This is a genomic window from Algoriphagus confluentis, assembly GCF_036245625.1.
In the GTDB taxonomy this organism is placed as follows: Bacteria; Bacteroidota; Bacteroidia; order Cytophagales; family Cyclobacteriaceae; genus Algoriphagus; species Algoriphagus confluentis.
The window spans coordinates 392,462-409,006 of the sequence record NZ_BTPD01000001.1 but is presented as its reverse complement, the minus strand read 5'-3'; the positions used below and the strand labels follow the sequence as shown (position 1 = coordinate 409,006).

Annotated in this window: 18 protein-coding genes; 13 read left to right on the top strand and 5 right to left on the bottom strand. The window is 45.2% G+C overall.

Going from position 1 to position 16,545, the window contains the following annotated elements; genetic code table 11:
* Nucleotides 1-6: 6 nt before the first annotated feature.
* On the bottom strand, nt 7-1,269 hold the full coding sequence (locus tag AAA943_RS01840; RefSeq protein WP_338222536.1) for an NAD(P)/FAD-dependent oxidoreductase: 1,263 nt from the start codon (nt 1,267-1,269) through the stop codon (nt 7-9).
* A 284-nt stretch (nt 1,270-1,553) separates the two neighbouring features.
* Here AAA943_RS01840 and AAA943_RS01835 point away from each other — a divergent pair, with 284 nt between their 5' ends.
* Nucleotides 1,554-2,210 (top strand): Crp/Fnr family transcriptional regulator, encoded by a 657-nt coding sequence (locus tag AAA943_RS01835; protein ID WP_338222693.1) that lies wholly within the window; start codon nt 1,554-1,556, stop codon nt 2,208-2,210.
* On the opposite strand, the gene AAA943_RS01830 is transcribed toward AAA943_RS01835, so the two are convergent.
* Nucleotides 2,211-3,014, bottom strand: a complete 804-nt coding sequence (locus tag AAA943_RS01830; RefSeq protein WP_338222535.1) for a universal stress protein — start codon at nt 3,012-3,014, stop codon at nt 2,211-2,213.
* Nucleotides 3,015-3,341: 327 nt separating this feature from the next.
* On the opposite strand from AAA943_RS01830, the gene AAA943_RS01825 reads away from it, so the two are divergent.
* From AAA943_RS01825 to AAA943_RS01805, 5 genes are all read left to right on the top strand, one after another.
* Nucleotides 3,342-4,148 carry a sulfite exporter TauE/SafE family protein gene (locus tag AAA943_RS01825; RefSeq protein WP_338222534.1) on the top strand — a complete coding sequence of 269 codons (807 nt, stop codon included), beginning with the start codon at nt 3,342-3,344 and terminating at the stop codon, nt 4,146-4,148.
* Nucleotides 4,149-4,152: 4 nt separating this feature from the next.
* Nucleotides 4,153-5,028, top strand: a complete 876-nt coding sequence (locus AAA943_RS01820; RefSeq protein ID WP_338222533.1) for a sterol desaturase family protein — start codon at nt 4,153-4,155, stop codon at nt 5,026-5,028.
* Nucleotides 5,010-5,267, top strand: a complete 258-nt coding sequence (locus AAA943_RS01815) for a hypothetical protein (RefSeq protein ID WP_338222532.1) — start codon at nt 5,010-5,012, stop codon at nt 5,265-5,267. The genes AAA943_RS01820 and AAA943_RS01815 overlap by 19 nt, the downstream gene beginning before the upstream one ends.
* A gap of 75 nt (nt 5,268-5,342) precedes the next feature.
* Nucleotides 5,343-5,678: a rhodanese-like domain-containing protein gene (locus AAA943_RS01810; RefSeq protein ID WP_338222531.1), complete on the top strand. Its 336-nt coding sequence runs from the start codon at nt 5,343-5,345 to the stop codon at nt 5,676-5,678.
* Between the two features lie 124 nt (nt 5,679-5,802).
* The gene (locus AAA943_RS01805) at nt 5,803-7,320 is read left to right on the top strand and encodes a DUF4394 domain-containing protein (RefSeq protein WP_338222530.1); all 1,518 of its coding nucleotides are present in this window, start codon (nt 5,803-5,805) and stop codon (nt 7,318-7,320) included.
* A 74-nt stretch (nt 7,321-7,394) separates the two neighbouring features.
* Here AAA943_RS01805 and AAA943_RS01800 read toward each other — a convergent pair whose 3' ends face one another.
* Entirely contained in the window at nt 7,395-7,679 is a 285-nt protein-coding gene (locus AAA943_RS01800; protein WP_338222529.1) for a TIGR03643 family protein, read from the bottom strand.
* Nucleotides 7,680-7,718: 39 nt separating this feature from the next.
* Here AAA943_RS01800 and AAA943_RS01795 point away from each other — a divergent pair, with 39 nt between their 5' ends.
* The gene (locus tag AAA943_RS01795; RefSeq protein WP_338222528.1) at nt 7,719-9,188 is read left to right on the top strand and encodes a cryptochrome/deoxyribodipyrimidine photo-lyase family protein; all 1,470 of its coding nucleotides are present in this window, start codon (nt 7,719-7,721) and stop codon (nt 9,186-9,188) included.
* A gap of 37 nt (nt 9,189-9,225) precedes the next feature.
* Complete coding sequence (locus tag AAA943_RS01790; protein ID WP_338222527.1) at nt 9,226-9,372, top strand: DUF2256 domain-containing protein; 147 nt, start codon at nt 9,226-9,228, stop codon at nt 9,370-9,372.
* On the opposite strand, the gene AAA943_RS01785 is transcribed toward AAA943_RS01790, so the two are convergent.
* Complete coding sequence (locus AAA943_RS01785) at nt 9,369-10,016, bottom strand: sulfate ABC transporter permease (protein WP_338222526.1); 648 nt, start codon at nt 10,014-10,016, stop codon at nt 9,369-9,371. The two genes, AAA943_RS01790 and AAA943_RS01785, sit on opposite strands and share 4 nt — an antisense overlap.
* 76 nt (nt 10,017-10,092) lie before the next feature.
* Here AAA943_RS01785 and AAA943_RS01780 point away from each other — a divergent pair, with 76 nt between their 5' ends.
* From AAA943_RS01780 to AAA943_RS01760, 5 genes are all read left to right on the top strand, one after another.
* Nucleotides 10,093-11,289, top strand: coding sequence for a tetratricopeptide repeat protein (locus AAA943_RS01780; RefSeq protein ID WP_420915580.1), 1,197 nt, complete (start codon nt 10,093-10,095; stop codon nt 11,287-11,289).
* Nucleotides 11,290-11,500: 211 nt separating this feature from the next.
* The gene (locus AAA943_RS01775; protein WP_338222525.1) at nt 11,501-11,983 is read left to right on the top strand and encodes an Lrp/AsnC family transcriptional regulator; all 483 of its coding nucleotides are present in this window, start codon (nt 11,501-11,503) and stop codon (nt 11,981-11,983) included.
* 57 nt (nt 11,984-12,040) lie between these two features.
* Nucleotides 12,041-12,583 (top strand): NUDIX domain-containing protein, encoded by a 543-nt coding sequence (locus tag AAA943_RS01770; protein WP_338222524.1) that lies wholly within the window; start codon nt 12,041-12,043, stop codon nt 12,581-12,583.
* A gap of 6 nt (nt 12,584-12,589) precedes the next feature.
* On the top strand, nt 12,590-13,960 hold the full coding sequence (locus AAA943_RS01765; RefSeq protein ID WP_338222523.1) for an MATE family efflux transporter: 1,371 nt from the start codon (nt 12,590-12,592) through the stop codon (nt 13,958-13,960).
* A 55-nt stretch (nt 13,961-14,015) separates the two neighbouring features.
* Nucleotides 14,016-15,365, top strand: a complete 1,350-nt coding sequence (locus AAA943_RS01760; protein WP_420915579.1) for a M24 family metallopeptidase — start codon at nt 14,016-14,018, stop codon at nt 15,363-15,365.
* Here AAA943_RS01760 and AAA943_RS01755 read toward each other — a convergent pair.
* Complete coding sequence (locus AAA943_RS01755) at nt 15,359-16,537, bottom strand: MFS transporter (RefSeq protein ID WP_338222522.1); 1,179 nt, start codon at nt 16,535-16,537, stop codon at nt 15,359-15,361. The two genes, AAA943_RS01760 and AAA943_RS01755, sit on opposite strands and share 7 nt — an antisense overlap.
* Between the last annotated feature and the right edge of the window lie 8 nt (nt 16,538-16,545).

Sequence of the window (16,545 nt, the reverse complement as noted above, 5' to 3'; positions counted from 1 at the left end):
GTTGTTTTAAGCTTTTCCTCTAAGCATCAGATTCCAGTACATAAAGGGCAATCCGTACTTCTTGAGCAACCACATGCTGTACTGCTCTTTGGTAGTATCAACGAAGGTTGAGATCATTGGATCGCTATCCTTCACATTGTCGTATTTAAACTCGCAAAGTAGCATCTTTCCATAACCGGTGACGATAGGGCAGGAAGAGTATCCTTCATAGGATTTATTTCCTGCTTCCCCAGATTGGATGAGTCTCAGGAGGTTTTCTACAAGGACTGGGGCCTGCTTTCGGATGGCCGCTCCTGTTTTGGCCGTAGGCAGATGGGCCACGTCTCCAATAGAGAAAATATTCGGATATCGCTTGTGCTGCATGGTATGGATGTCCACATCGACCCAACCCTTTCCGGGGCCCTCCTGAATGGAGATTTTGGAATCGCGGATAAACTTTGGAGCGGCTTGGGGTGGGGCCAAATGCAGCATGTCGTAGTGTACTTTTATTTCTGTAGCCCCAGTTAATTCTTCCCCAAGTGGATTTCCTTCCATAAGGGTACAGTTACTTTCTCCAGGCTTGGAATACTGGAAGAAGATTTCCTGCTTTTCCGGATCAATGCGAATAGGGGCATAGAAGGGTTTGAAAATGATGTTCCGGTCGTGAATGATTTTGTTCAGGGTCTTGGCAAACTCCGGTACTCCAAAGATGACCGTTCCAGGGGTAGCAAAGAGGACATTGGTCTTATTACGGATTCCTTTTTTTCGGAAGTAATCCTCAGCCATATACATGATTTTCTGAGGAGCTCCCCCGCATTTGATAGGAGTGGTAGGCTGTGTAAATACTGCATTACCGCCTTTGAAGTTTTGAAGTACTTCCCAAGTATGTTCTGGATCCGTATAGTTGGAGCAGACCACCCCTTTGTCCATGGCCTCTGTAAGTCCGGGCAAAAGTTCCGGTGCCATGACCAAACCGGGAACAGGAATCAGGTAGTCATAAGTAAAGTCACCGGAATTGGCTGTGGACACTTGATTGAGATCTGGATCAATTGCAGTTGCCTCGCCTTTTATCCAATCCACACCTTTGGGGATGTAGTCTGCCTCATCTCTCTCTGTTTCTTTGAAATCGAAGGCACCGGCACCTACCAAGGTCCAGGCAGGCTGATAATAATGTTTTTCAGATGGTTCGATCAATCCAATATTCAGAGAGGAATCCTTTCTTTTCAGTTGGGCTGCGATAGTGATCCCGGCAGTTCCTCCGCCAATGATCAAAATTTGATAATGTTTCATTTGAATAGGGGGTTAGCAGGGTTTGTGCCGGATTTTGAATCGACTTTAGTTCTTCTTGAGTGGTCCGTTTACCACTGGAGTCCTTGAAGTCCGGTATTTTTCTGTTCAGAATTTACTTACTGGGAGTAAGGTACTTAGCCTGTCTTTCATATTTGGTGATAATTATCACCTTATAAAGTGATCTTTTGAATCGGATCCCAGATCTAAAGAATTGATCTTTGCAAGTGACATTTATCACTAAATTACTGATCAATCCTTGACCATTTTTGCAACAGGTATTTGATATGACACAGGAAAATCTCAGACTTGCGATCCCCGAACTGACCGATCCCAAACTCCTTCAGGCTATCCTGGAAAAGGGACAGGTGATGAATTTGCCTTCAGGAAAAATCCTGATGGAACCCGGGCAGTTTATCAAAGCTGTGCCTTTGGTAATCCAAGGCTCGATCAAGATCATGCGTATGGATGAGGATGGAAAGGAATTGTTTTTGTATTACTTGGAAGAAGGGCAGACCTGTGCGCTTTCTTTGACCTGCTGCTCTGCAGCCAAGCCCAGTGAAATCAAAGCGGTGGTGGAGGAAGATGCTACGCTGATATTTATCCCAGTCCAGATCCATGAGCAATGGGTGGATGAATTCAAGCAATGGAAAGATTTCGTTTCCAACACCTATCAGCAGCGGTTTAGGGAAATGCTGATCGCCTTGGATGCAGTAGCCTTTAAGCGAATGGATGAACGGCTGATGCGCTACATTGTCACCAAAATGAAGCAGCTAAAAGCCAATGAACTACACACTACTCACCAAGAAATCGCCAATGAACTTGGGACTTCCCGAGAGGTGATTTCACGCCTTCTCAAGCAGTTGGAAAAGAAAAAATGGATAGAATTGGGCAGAAACGTAATTTATATCCGGGATGATTTTGAGGAGTTGATCAGCAAATGATCAATGCATGATCAGCAAGGGGATATGGGTATGGTATGCCATGGCGATGGATTCACTTTTTTGAAGAATCTGCTTCCATAGATTTTTATGCTGATGACACATGACCAGCATGGTATTGTCATGTTCATCCAGGTAACTTTCCAGGCCTTCAGCCGCTGTTGAAGCATAAAAAGTGTGAATTTTCACCGGAAGTTGAGGGTATTTTTTTTCAAGATATTTCTCCAGTCCAAGGACAATCAGCTTATTCTGGAATTCTTTTTGGGTCTGGACATGCAAAAACTCCAGCCCTAATTGCCAACGCTGGGCCATTTCCACAAGCCAATCGATAAATGGCTCTTCATGGTTGGCAAACTCCAAAGCAAGTGTCACTTTTTGTAATGCCTTAAGCTGGGCCTTGGCTGGCACAATCAGAACAGGGCAATGTGCCTCTTTGATTACATTGACCGCAGTAGACCCGATCAGGATTTTATTGATTCCACTTGCCCCCTGGGTGCCCATGACGATCAGAGTGGCTTGTTCCTCTTCGGCAATTCTTGCAATGTTTACAGCGGGATTGCCTTCCATGAGCTGGTAGCTCATGTTCACTTCATGGGATGCGTAGTTCTGGATTAGGGCATTGAGTTGCTTTTCTCCATCCTTATACATGGACTCTATGGCTACAGCTGCCTGAGAGGCAAAATCATACACCAACTCAATCACGTGGACGAGTTTGATTTGTCCATGTTTTCTATCGGCAATCTGAATGGCCAATTCAAGCGCATTGATCGCATTGGACGAAAAATCGACAGGAACGATGATCTTCATGACTAGGTGGGATTGATCGGTATTAAATTAGGATTTATCCCTCGGTTTTCTCGTTCTTGAAATGAATTTTAACCGAAATTTCATGTCCATTTATTCTAGTACCGAATCGAGAAAAGGGATCGAGTCTTGATTTTCAAAGAGGGGGAGTATAGCTGAGGAACTAGGATCAAGAGCGAATTGGAGGCTAGAAGGATAAAAATGATGCCTGGGGGCTTTTGTTGTCTATCCCTCCAAAAATGGGTGGTTGAGGGCGTGATGTAACATTTGTCACCGCTTACCGACCTTCTTCCCATGTACTTTTGTGGACAGAATAAAATATAAACGACTATGGATTTTGTTGTCCTTATTGGATTTGCTGCCGCAATAGTAATTGGCGTGAGTTTGGGCCTTATCGGAGGGGGAGGATCGATCCTTACCGTTCCGGTTTTGGTCTATATTCTGGGTGTAGATCCGGTTTTGGCTACTGCCTATTCTTTGTTTGTGGTAGGATCGACCTCCTTGGTAGGAGCTGGTACCTACATGAAGAAGGGCTTGGTGAATTACAATACCGCTTTTGTTTTTGCAATTCCCTCCTTTATTACTGTATTTCTTACGCGAAAATTTCTGGTACCAGCTTTGCCGGATACCCTTTTCTCCATAGGTGATGCCGTTATTACCAAAAACATCGGAATTATGGTGTTTTTTGCAATCATCATGCTGGCAGCCTCGTATTCTATGATCCGCAGCAAAAAATGCGTGGATTGTGAAAAGGATGAAGAGATTAAGTTCAACTTTCCGATGATCGCACTGGAAGGTTCAGTAGTAGGACTCATCACAGGGATCGTCGGTGCAGGAGGGGGATTTTTGATTATCCCTGCCTTGGTACTTCTGGCACGATTGCCGATGAAAATGGCGGTGGGAACTTCCCTGCTTATCATAGCAGCCAAGTCCCTGATTGGATTTTTGGGGGACCTATCCACGCAAACCATTGACTGGAATATGCTTTTGATCTTCACCGGACTTTCCATTGTGGGGATTTTTATCGGGAGTGCGCTTTCCAAAAAAATCAATGAAAAAGCCTTGAAAAAGGGATTTGGGTGGTTTGTTCTAGTGATGGGAATCTACATCATAGCCAAGGAATTGATGAGTTTGTAGAGCCATGCTGAGGGACTATTTCACTATCATCTCGGATGGGTATTTGGGATATTGGAATTACTTCCAATCCGAAGTGTCCGATCCTTCCTGGCACAATTACTTTTATTGGCTGATTGGATTATCGCTTTTGGTTTGGGTACTGGAATTGGTTTTTCCCTGGAGGAAAAACCAACCTGCCTTCCGTAAGGATTTCTGGCTGGATGCCTTTTACATGTTTTTTAATTTTTTCCTATTCTCTTTAGTCGTCTACAATTCCCTTTCCAATGTGGCTGTGGAGGCTTTCAATGATTTTCTGGGCCTTTTTGGTGTCAGTAATCTGGTAGCGATTCAGGTAGCATCTTGGCCCGGTTGGGCTCAATTTCTCCTCATGTTTGTGGTAGCGGATTTTATCCAATGGAATGTGCACAGATGGCTGCACAGAAGTCCTTGGCTTTGGGAGTTTCACAAGGTCCACCACTCAGTCGAGCAAATGGGTTTTGCCGCTCACCTTCGCTATCATTGGATGGAAACGATTGTTTACAAATCTGTCCAATACATTCCTTTGGCTATGATTGGGTTTGGACTGGACGATTTCTTCATCCTTCACATATTCACCATTGCCATCGGTCATCTCAACCATGCCAATATCAAAATCACCTACGGCCCATTAAAATATGTCCTAAATAACCCAGTCATGCACCTTTGGCATCATGCCAAGCACTTGCCTGAAGGAAGCCATGGGGTGAATTATGGGATTTCATTAAGCCTTTGGGATTACCTCTTTGGTACTGCTTATATCCCAAATGAGAACGAGAACGAGCCTTTGGGTTTTGAGCATGTGGAGGAATTTCCCAAGACCTTTTGGCAGCAAATCACCTATCCGTGGAACAAAAAGAACTAAACCGAAAAGTCTTCTACAACAGTTGGAGCTTTGTCATCATCCTCTGCATTGCTTTGGGTTTGGCCCCAATTACTCAAGAGCCCCATATCTTGGGCAAGATCCGATGGGTAGCAGGAGGAGCTGTGGGAATGAAGCTGATCGATTGGGGAGACTTGTTGATGCACGGGTTTCCATGGGTATTATTGATTCGACTTTCTTTCTTGGACATAAAAAAGAAATTCTTTCCAGCCAAAGCCTGATTTTTTTTCAAGTGACTTTTATTACTGATAGTCAGTCGATAGGTGGATTAACTTTGAAGAAAAAATAAAACAACCATGTTTGACTTCTTCAAAACCACACCAAAGAATTACGAAGATATCCCCGCAGGTCCATTTCATGACCTGATGCTACAGCCAGACACTGTTATTCTGGATGTACGTACTGCAGGAGAATTTGCAGGAGGCAAAATCCGGGGTGCGAGAAATCTCGATATCATGTCCAGAGATTTTGTGAATCAGATCAAAAACCTTCCCAAAGACAAAACCTATCTCGTGTATTGCCGCAGCGGAAACCGAAGTGGGCAGGCTTGCGGAATAATGGCTGATTTGGGATTCAAAAACTTGAAAAATCTGGCAGGAGGCATCATGAGATGGCCTTTTGAGACAGTATAAATAAATAGGTTGATAGGTTTGGGTTAATGAAAAAGACCGGATCCCTAAGGGTTCGGTTTTTTTTATTTTGGTAAATCCAAAGGAATTATTCACTGCGTATCTGCGGAAAAACCAAAATACGCTTATGAAAAAACAGCTGAATTTTTCCTTGGGCTTGGCCCTTTGTCTAATGGTTGTGGGTTTCTCCTCCTGCGAGGATGGAAGTGACCCCATCGAAACCAATCCGGGGAATCCCCCTATGGTGGACTTGACTGTTTTGGGAGAGGGGAATCAATTGCTCTTTTTTGAAGGTGGTGAGATCAGTGTCCCTGCCAATTCAATTTCCATTACCGGTTTAGGTTCAGGAGAGCGGATGCTTTCCATTGATTACAGACCTGCCACGGGGCAATTGTACGGAGTCAGTTCGGCCAGTAGGCTCTACCTGATCAACGAAAATTCAGGTCTGGCAACACCTCTAGGGAGTCAGGCTTTTTCACCTGCCATAGAAGGATCTTTGGTCTCCCTGGATTTTAACCCCACCGTAGACAGGATCCGATTGGTCACCGAACAAGGCCAAAATCTGAGGCTGCACCCTGAATTGGGGACCGTGGTCGCTGTAGATGGCAGAATCAATGGAGGAATGAATCCGATGATTTCCGGTGCTGCTTACACCAACAGTGTTTCGGGTGCTACTTCCACGGTGCTTTATGACATAGATCTCACTCAGGACAAACTTTACATGCAGATGCCTCCCAACGATGGAGGTTTGGTCGAAGTAGGGAATTTGGGAGTAGATTTTGACGGCCCGACTTCCTTTGATATCAATCCGGACAATTCTATTGCTCTTGCAGTAAGTAAGCCCATGAATGAGGAGTTTAGACTATATCAGATCAATCTGGAATCCGGTCAGGCGACTTGGGTAGGGCGGTTTAGCCAATCTGTTTTGGGAATAGCTCTTAAAACCAATCCGATCGCTTATGGTGCCGACGCTCAGGGAAGATTGTACCGGTTCAATCCCATGAGCAATGATATGTCTATGGTCGATTTTCAAGGGTTGGAAATGGGCGAGGAGGTCGTCGGATTGGATTACCGGCCTGTCAACGGTCAGCTTTTGGCTGTCACCAACCGAAGCCAGCTCTATTCTGTCAATCCTTCCAATGGAACACTGACTAAAATCGGAATGCCTTTTTCACCAATGATTGACGGCATGAAAGTAGGGTTTGACTTCAATCCAACGGTTGATCGAATTCGGCTGGTAACGGAAAATGGGCAAAATCTTAGGCTCCATCCAGATTTGGGAACTGTAGTGGCTGTAGATGGAATGCTTAATCCAGGTATGCCTCAGGTCGACGCTGCGGCGTATACCAATTCTTTTGCAGGTACTACTTCCACTGTTCTATATGTGATCGATTATGCTACAGACATGGTCTACCAGCAAGCCCCTCCAAATGACGGAGTCTTGGTACCGGTTGGGTCCTTGGGGATTGACGTATTGGATGGAAACGGCTTCGATATCGGAGGAACATCTGACATGGCCTATGGCGTCTTCCGGGTAGGAAGTAATGTGGGGGTTTATTCCATAAACTTGACCACAGGACGTGCTACGAAAGTGAGAGACTTAAACTTCAATCCAACAGCCATGGCGCTGGGATTGGGTTTCTGATAGATGAATGGGTTGAGTAATTGGCAAAAAGGCAGATCGGGTGATCTGCCTTTTTTATTCGAACTGAAGTTGGATTATCGCTTGGATAGCTTATTCAAAGTGATGCTCTTTTGCATTCTCGATTTGAATGTGCTCATTTCCTCCGGAGCCTTTTTGGCGTGTTTGGTTGCTCTTCCCTGAACTCTTGCTCTCCACATCTTGAAAGAGCTTCTTTTCATGGTTTTCCGCATCAGGACTATGGTTTCACTTTCGCTGATACCAAATTGAGCCTGAATCGCATCGAAAGGTGTCCGGTCTTCCCAGGCCATCTCCACAATTCTATCCACCTCTTCCTCAGATAAATCTTTCAATTTCTTCATGAATCTCAAACTTTGCCCAGTCCTGAAAGTTTTCTGGTTGTGAAGAAAATCTCCCTGGTTTGGCTGAAAAGAGACCTACGACTGAGCGATCATGCGCCAATGGTGGATGCAATTGACTCCGGCTTACCCGTCCTGCTCGTTTACTGTTTCGAGCCCAGTCTCATTCAGGCACCCCAAAGTGATGACCGTCATTGGAGATTTGTCTGGGAAAGTCTTCAAGATCTTCAAATCCGCCTTAACCCTTACTCCACCCAAGTGGCCATTTTCCATAGAGAGGCTGAAGAAGTGTTTTCTTTCCTTTCCACAAAGTTTACCATTCAGGCCGTTTATTCCCATCAGGAAACGGGGATTGATTTGACCTACAAGCGGGATGTGAGTATGGCGGATTTTTTCAAAAGAAAAGGAATACTGTGGAAGGAATACCTTCAGCAAGGAGTGGAACGGGGAAGAAAAAACCGAAATCGATGGAATAATCTTTGGTTTGGCTTCATGAGCTCCGCCCTTTGCTATCCTAAACTGGATCAGGCATCTTGGGCCTATCTTCCTGAGGGGATTTGGGAAGAATTTCCCCAAAATCCCATCCCGGAGGCATGGAAGATTTCTCACCCTCAAATGCAGCCCGGAGGAGAGACCAAAGGGAGAAAGTACCTGCAAAGCTTTCTTACTCAGCGGGTCGAAGATTACAGCAAGTTTATCAGCAAACCTGAGCTGAGTAGAAAATCCTGCAGTAGGATGTCTCCTTATTTGGCTTGGGGCTGTTTATCCATGAGGGAGGTTTACCAGCTTTCTCAGATCCAGGCTAAAACAGGTAAACAAACACGTAATTGGACCAATTTCCAATCCCGGCTCAAATGGCACTGCCATTTTATCCAAAAGTTTGAAATGGAATCCCGTATGGAGTTTGAGCCGATCAATCGGGGATTTCTTCACCTTCCTCAGGAAAAAAACGAGGAATGGATCCAAGCCTGGGAAGAGGGAAGGACAGGAGTGCCCCTGGTAGATGCTTGCATGCGCTGTTTGAAAGAGACTGGATACCTTAATTTCCGGATGCGTGCTATGGTGGTTTCTTTTTTGACTCATCATTTGGGTCAAAACTGGAAATCGGGCTCCAATCATTTGGCGAGGATGTTTCTGGACTTTGAGCCCGGGATTCACTATCCACAGCTGCAGATGCAGGCTGGAGTCACAGGAATCAATACCGTTCGGATTTACAATCCGGTCAAGCAGTCCCTCGATCATGACCCGGATGGGGTGTTTATCCGAAAGTGGGTGCCGGAGCTCCGAAATTTGCCCAATTCTCTCATCCATACACCCTGGGTTCTCACGCCGTTGGAGCAAAGTGAGCTGAAGATCCAATTGGGAAAGGATTACCCATTTCCCTTGGTAGATTTGGAAAAAGCCGCGGCCCGGGCCAGAGAAATAATTTGGAGTGCGCAGAAGTATCCCGAAGTGCTCCAGGAAGCACAGCGGATTTTGGCCAGACATACCCTATCCAAACGATGGGCCTAGCCCTTTTTAAGAAAAAAGCTGTCAAAATCCCCTATTGATGAAAAAAGAAAATTTGCCTGCTAAAATGTGCCCGGTATGCTCCCGACCATTCACTTGGAGAAAGAAGTGGGAGAAAAACTGGGAAGAGGTCAAATACTGCTCCAAGCGATGCGCAGGAGAAGCCAAATCCCGAAGAAAAACCTAGCGGTAGGCTCCAATATAGAAGGCCAACCAAATAAAAAGAGGAAGAAAATAGGCCAATGCCACCACCACAGTGCTTTCGGACAAGCTCCTTCGGCTGATCATATGATAGCCGTAAACCCAAAAAACTCCATAGAGAATCTCAAATACATTCATCACAGAGAGCGCATAGTGGTACTTTTCATCAAGAGTATCCGGACCAACCAGCCAGAGGGCGGAGAGGGGTTCGAAATTTTGAATTTCCTGATAGGTAATATTGCCAGAGGGATTCATATAAGTCAGTAGGCGTAGGAGTTCGGGTAGAATGAAAATCACTTCTGCGACAAGGGCAAATCTCCACAAAGCTTTAAAATCTGCCTTGTACCCAATCATCAAGCCAATAGACCAAAACAAAAAGGCAATGACTGTAAATTTCCAAAGTAACGCGAAGGGAGTCCAGAGATAGTTCAGGGAGTTGAACAGATGAAAAAACATCAAGTCGCCTTTTCTTTCCAGATCTTCGTATCCCGGTATTGCCTCCAAAATCAAACTATTGGTCAAATAGCGGATCAAAAGAAAAATGAAGAGAAGCAGGAAAAAAAAGACGCGTTTGTCGAAATCAATCAGTTCGCTTAAACGTTGTGCCAAAGGGGAAGCGTGTTTTGCCATAGGAAATGCTAAATCCTCCTAAATCTAAGTGATTGTGGCCAATTCGCTTTAGTTTTGCGAAGAATACCAGTCTAGGATGAAAATAAGAATTATCGGATATATCTATTTCTTTATGTTGATTCTGGGGTGCAACAGACTTCAGGCCCAGCCGCAGCAGCCAATTAATCTGTCCTCCGATTCGGAGTACCTGCTTTTGGATAAGGGCTTGCAGTACCGGATAACCAAGGCGATCAACAGCATGTACAATTTTGACTTCCCTACCGCTGAGCGGGATTTTTTGGTCATCATGTACCAATACCCCGATCATCCACTTCCTGATTTCCTGATGGCCTTGGGTTATTGGTGGAGAATCGAAGTGGATGTGACCAATACCCGTTATGACAACATATTCGTACAGTATTTGGAAAGAGCCAATAAGAAGGCGGAGAAAATGTTTGATGCCAATCCTAAAAACAAAGAAGCCGCATTTTTCCTTGCAGCGGGATATGGATTTATGGGAAGGCTGTACAGCGAAAGAAAGAGTTGGACCAAAGCCACATTTGCAGGAAAAAATGCGTTGAAATACATGGAGCTCAGCAGGGGAGAGGAAGAATTTAACCCCGAACTGCTGTTGGGAGATGCCTTATTCAACTATTTCTCGGTTTGGATACCTGAAAATTACCCCCTGCTTCGTCCTGTGATGGCCCTTTTTCCCAAAGGAAACAAAGAACTGGGAATCCAGCAGCTCGAGACAGTGGCTAGCAATGCATTCTATACCCGGGTAGAGGCTCAATATTTTCTGTTTAGGCTGTATGCCTCCATGGAAAACCGACCTTACGACGCCTTGAGAATCTCCGAATATTTGCACCAAAAATTTCCCAACAATCCTTATTTCCATCGATCCTATGCTAGACATCTCTATTCGGTAGGCAGATGGTCCGACTCCGTCAGGGAGTCCTATGAGATTTTGGATAGGATTGACCAGAAGCAAGCTGGATATGAAGCCAATAGCGGGAGATATGCGGCCTTTTATGTGGCTGAGTATAATTTTAGATCAGGAAACAAAGCGGTAGCCAAGCAATACTACCAAAAAACGGTGGCTTACGGAGAGGAATCCGAATCCCAAGAAAGCGGGTACTACCTGCACGCCTTGATCCAGCTGGGAAAAATAGAGTCTCAGGCAGGCAATAAGGCCAAGGCGAAAGCGTATTTCAATCAGGTGAAGAAATATGCCAAACGAAAACACCCCGCCCACAAGGAAGCCCGAGATTTTATCAAAAAGAATAAACTTTAATTTCAGCCTTCCCGTTAGAACCACTCTAAGGCAAGAGATAATTTGAAATTTTCGCAAGTACCTTGCTGTTTGTAAGGAATTCATTGCCAAATACTCAGAAATACTTCCAAAAAATTTTGAATCCGTTCATCAAAAACAGATTAATCGATTTAAAATTTTAATCAATTATATTAACTTTGCGCCACAGAAAATTTTGTAAAGACGTAGAAACATGGACAATAGTGTAAGAATCAAATTTGATAAAATAGACCGTAGAATTCTGGAGATTCTTCAGGCCAATGCCAAGATTACCAATGCCCAATTGTCCAAGGACATCGGACTCTCTCCAGCACCAACTTTGGAGCGAGTAAAGAAGCTAGAGCAGTCTGGAATTATCAAAAGCTACCATGCAAAGCTGGACCCGGAGAAGATTGGTTTGGGCGTTAGTACCTTTGTTTTGGTTAGCCTGATCGGACACAATAAAGGCAACATTGATGCTTTCATGAAGGAAATCAATGACATTCATGAAGTCATCGAATGTCATCACATCACCGGTACGGGTGACTTTATCCTGAAGATCATTGCCAAAGACATCACCGCTTATCAAAAATTGATGCTGGAGAAAGTTTCCGAAATCAAGGAAGTGGATTCCATGCAGTCCATGGTAATTCTATCTACCTTTAAGGACTCAAAAGTTTTGCCTATTCCTGCCTAATCAGTACACTAATCATAGAAAGGGTGGCAAGTTGCTACCCTTTTTTTTTGAATTGCTATGGAATCAAACCCTTGGAAAACCCTCAAGAAGGAACTAGTCTATGAGAACCCCTGGATCCGGGTAGAGAATCATCAGGTTCTCAACCCGGCTGGGAAAGAAGGATTATATGGTAAAGTCCATTTTAAAAATAAGGCCTTGGCCATCATTCCTATTGATGAAAACCATACTACTTGGCTAGTCGGTCAGTACAGGTATACCTTGGACGAGTATGCTTGGGAAATCCCCATGGGTGGAGGCCTCATCGATCAGGATCCATTAGAATCTGCAAAAAGGGAGTTGAAGGAGGAAACAGGGATATTCGCTGCCAAATGGACCGAAATCATGAAAATCCACACCTCCAACTCAGTCACGGACGAAGTGGGATATATTTATTTGGCGGAAGACCTGAGTTTTGGTGCTACGGAATTTGATGAAACGGAAGTATTGAAGATTATACAACTCCCTTTCAGGGAAGCTTTGGAGTGGGTGATGTCAGGAAAAATCACAGATGCAATCAGTGTAGCCGGACTCCTCAAGGCTGCCCGCATTTTAGGTTATTAGTAAGTCATGACGATTAGGGATCATTTTAAAACGACTTTTATCCTTGCTTACCCGGTGATGCTCAGTCAGCTGGGGCAAGTGGCTGTGGGTGTCGCAGACAGCATGATGGTGGGGCAATTAGGCCCGGTTCCATTGGCAGCTTCCGCGCTGGCCAATAGTATTTTTTTTGTGATCATGATGTTTGGAATTGGGGTTTCCATGGGGATTACTCCCTTGGTCTCTGTTGCTGACGGTAAAAGTAGGCTTAAGCGTATTTCCAGACTTTTCAGTCATGGATTGTGGATCAATGTCACCGCCGGAATCCTTCTGATCGGAGTGATTTTGGGCTTGTCTCAAGGGCTTTCTTATCTGGAGCAGCCCGAGGAAGTGGTAGTTTTGGCTTTGCCTTACCTCTTTATCATTACGGCCTCCCTTCTTCCAATGATGGTCTTTCAGACCTTCAAGCAGCTAGCAGAAGGTCTTTCCCAAACCAAACAGGCCATGTACATTACCATATTCTGTAATCTGGTCAATGTGTTTTTAAACTGGGTCTTCATTTGGGGAAAGTTTGGTTTCCCTGAAATGGGCTTGAATGGGGCAGGCTTGGCCACCTTGATCTCCAGAATTTTGATGATGCTGATGATGGGAGGCTATATTCTTACCTCTTCCCGATACAAAAAGTATCATCTGAAACTGCGCAACCCCCATGCTAGCTTTCCAATGCTCACTCGAATACTGAAAATCGGCATTCCAACCGGCTTTCAGTATATTTTTGAAGTATCCGCCTTTGGAACCGCAGCGATCATGATGGGTTGGATCGGAGTCAATGCCTTGGCGGGACATCAGATTGCGCTTAATCTGGCTTCTATCAGCTACATGATGGCTACTGGGCTATCTACAGCAGGAATGATCCGAGTCAGCAATCAAATTGGCAAAGGCAATTTTAAAGCGATGAGAGAGGCTGGAATGGTGGTGTTTGGGTTGGTGATGGCCTTTATGTTTGGCTGTGCAGTAATCTTTGTGGTTTTCAGGAATTTCTTACCCGAACTCTACATCGACGATCCGGAAGTAATTGCGCTTTCCTCTTCCTTATTGATCATCGCCGGCCTATTCCAGCTGAGTGATGGAGTACAGGTGGTGGGTTTGGGTGTTTTGAGAGGTTTGGAAGATGTGAAAATTCCAACTTTGGTCACACTGATGGCTTATTGGGTTTTGGGTCTTCCTCTGGGCTATGTGCTTGCCTTTGAGTTTGGATTTGACGAAAAAGGGATTTGGTATGGATTGTTGATCGGGTTGAGTATCACTGCGGTGCTACTGTTTTTCAGATTCAATACCCTGAGCAAGAAGAAAATCAGTTCTTCCTTGGCTTCCCATTCTCCGGCTTCGATGGCGGAATAATTGCTTTCCTTTTCGCTCCAATCTCTTATCTTGGAGCTGAAAAACCGCCATTCTTATGAGATTAATGCTTCTTTCGATCCTATGGATCGCTTTTGTTTTTTCTTCTTTAGCCCAAGAACCGGCTGTCCTTACGCAAAGGGAACAGTCTCGGGTTATTGATCAATGGCTGGAAGACAGAATCGGGAATCTCCTTCCCAGCCTGATGACAGAAACCGGCATAGATATGTGGATCGTCATGTCCCGAGAGTACAATGAAGATCCCGTCATCCGTACCCTTCTTCCATCCACTTGGCATGCTGCGCGAAGAAGAACCATCTTGGTGATGTATCAGCCCTCTCCCAATGCTCCTGTTGAATCCTTTGCGATAGCCCGATACGATGTGGGCAAATCCTTCAAAAAAGCCTGGGACCCGGAAGCCCAGCCCGATCAATGGAATGCCTTGATGGAGATCATCCAGGCAAAAAATCCCAAGAAAATAGGGTTAAACTATGCCAAAGACTACGGCCATGCCGATGGACTTACCCATTTTGACTATGAGGAGTTTATGAACCGACTCCCTGATTCATTTCAGAACAAAGTGGTCTCTGCCCAAACCCTGGCGGTCCGTTGGCTGGAAACCCGCACTGCCTCTGAGATGGCAGCATACAAGCACATCCAAGAATTAGCTCACTTCATCATTGCAGAGGGGCTTTCTGATCGGGTGATCACTCCGGGGGTCACTACTACAGATGATGTGGTGTGGTTTTATCGGGAAAAAATAAAAGAGATGAAACTGGACACTTGGTTTCACCCTACAGTGGATATTCAGCGACCTGATCCCGAATCCAATGAAGCTAATCGTTCTTTTGCCGTAAGACCTGATGTGGCAGTCATTATGCCAGGAGACTTGCTCCATATTGATTTTGGGATTACCTATCTGAGACTCAATACAGACACCCAGCAGCTGGCCTATGTCCTCAAAGCAGGGGAAACCGAGGTGCCTGCCTATTTGCAGGATGCTTTGAAGGTCGGCAATCGCCTTCAGGATATTCTCACCTCCAACTATGTGGAGGGTAGAACAGGTAATGAAATTCTCCGGGCCTCCCGTAAGCAGATGGAGGCAGAAGGAATACGGGGAAGCATTTATACCCATCCGCTTGGGTTTTATGGCCATTCTGCCGGACCGACTATTGGTATGTGGGACAATCAGGGTGATACGCCCGGTGCTGGTGATTTTCCGCTTCATGTCAATACCGGCTATGCCATCGAGCTCAATGCCGTAGTCTTTGTCAAGGAATGGAACAAAGACGTACGGATTATGCTGGAAGAAGGGGCCTTTTTTGACGGAGAAAAGGTGACCTACTACAATGGTCGCCAAAAGTCCATTTTGGCTATTCCAAGGGTAAGCAACTACTTGGGCTATTGATGTTGGCTGAATTTTCGATCTCTTTTGGTAAAAATCAAGATCAGAAAGGATAGAAAAGCAAAACCAGCGGCTGTCAGGAAGACCAGTTTGAAATTGGAGGAAGAATTGGCATAGAGCCACCCGGAGACGAGTGCGCCTACACCAATTCCGCTTTCCAAAAAGATATACATGGTAGCCAAGGCCCTGCCCCGGAATTTGTCGAGAGACAAGTCCACCACCCAGGCTGTAGTAGTAGGGCTATACATGCCTACAGCTGCACCAAATAGAACTCCGGAGGCGAGCAAAACCACCTTAGTTTCAGAAAAGGATATGGCAGTCATGGCAGCAACCATGCATAGACTAGCCACCCGCATCACGACTACCCGGCCATATTTGTCTGAGGTACGGCCGGCAATCAATCGGATTCCCAAGCTGGAAAGGGTAAAAACAGCAAAAAATAGTCCCTTATTTTGGATACCCAAATGAGTGGAAAAATCCGGAATGATCGTCAATACCACACCAAATGAAAAAACGGATAAAAACAGAACCACTGAGGGGAGCAGTACTCTTTTTTCAATAATTTCCTCTCGATTCAGCTTAAACAGTCTGGGAGTAAGTTTTTCTCGCTCTACCAAGGTCTCCTTGAGCTTGATCAGAATCAAAATGGAAAAGATAGCCGTGAAAGCTGAGCAGTAGAAAATCCAATCTATACTCCAAAACCCGGCTAACCAGCCTCCTACAGCCGGTCCCGCAGCCATGCCCAAGGAACCAAAAAGAGATTGGATTCCCATGGCTTCCCCTCTTTTCTGGAAAGGGACAATGTCCGCGACATAAGCGGATGCGCCTGTGGGAGTAAACCCTGCCGAGAATCCATGGGCAAATCGGAGAAATAAAAACCCGGAGACAAAGGTGAGCAAAGGGTACAAAAGACCTACTACAAAGCAGACGGATGCTCCAAACATCATCACCGGAATTCGGCCGACTTTATCAGCCAATTTCCCGCTAAATGGCCTGGAAAGCCCGGCCGAAAGGGTGAAAAGGGCAATGATCAAGCCTTTGTAGTCCTCTCCACCCAAAGAGCTCAAGTAGGCAGGAAGCTCCGGTATAATCATATTGAAGCTGGAGAAAAAAAGGAAATTGCTTAAGCAAAGCAGAAAAAAATCAAAGGTGAAAAAGGAGGGTTTGATGGCCATATATCGAA